The organism is Ruminococcus sp. AM43-6 (assembly GCF_003461785.1).
GTDB classification, from domain to species: Bacteria; Bacillota; Clostridia; order Oscillospirales; family Ruminococcaceae; genus Hominimerdicola; species Hominimerdicola aceti.
Genome location: NZ_QTXU01000082.1, coordinates 714 through 983, shown reverse-complemented (window position 1 = coordinate 983; position 270 = coordinate 714). Strand labels below are relative to the sequence as shown.

Annotated in this window: 1 pseudogene; it reads left to right on the top strand. The window is 39.6% G+C overall.

Features of this window, described 5'->3' with window-relative positions:
• Positions 1 to 270 (top strand): annotated as a pseudogene (locus tag DW938_RS14935) (IS1182 family transposase); the annotation flags it as partial.

Genomic DNA, 270 nt, shown 5'->3' with positions numbered 1-270 from the left:
TTTTACGGTGGAAAATGTTGACCTCAACCACGTTTACATAGACGGAACAAAGATAGAAGGCAACGCGAACAAATACAGCTGGGTATGGAAAAAGAGCTGTGAGAAAAACCGTCTGAAGGTATTTGCAAGGATAACAGAATTGCTTGGTGAAATGAATGATAAGATCTCTTCATTCTGCGTAAAATTCGGCATTCGTGAAGAATATGCTATTGAGTATTTAGAGCAAATACAGCAGCAATATGTAAAGCTTTGCGGCTTTGACCCGGAAAC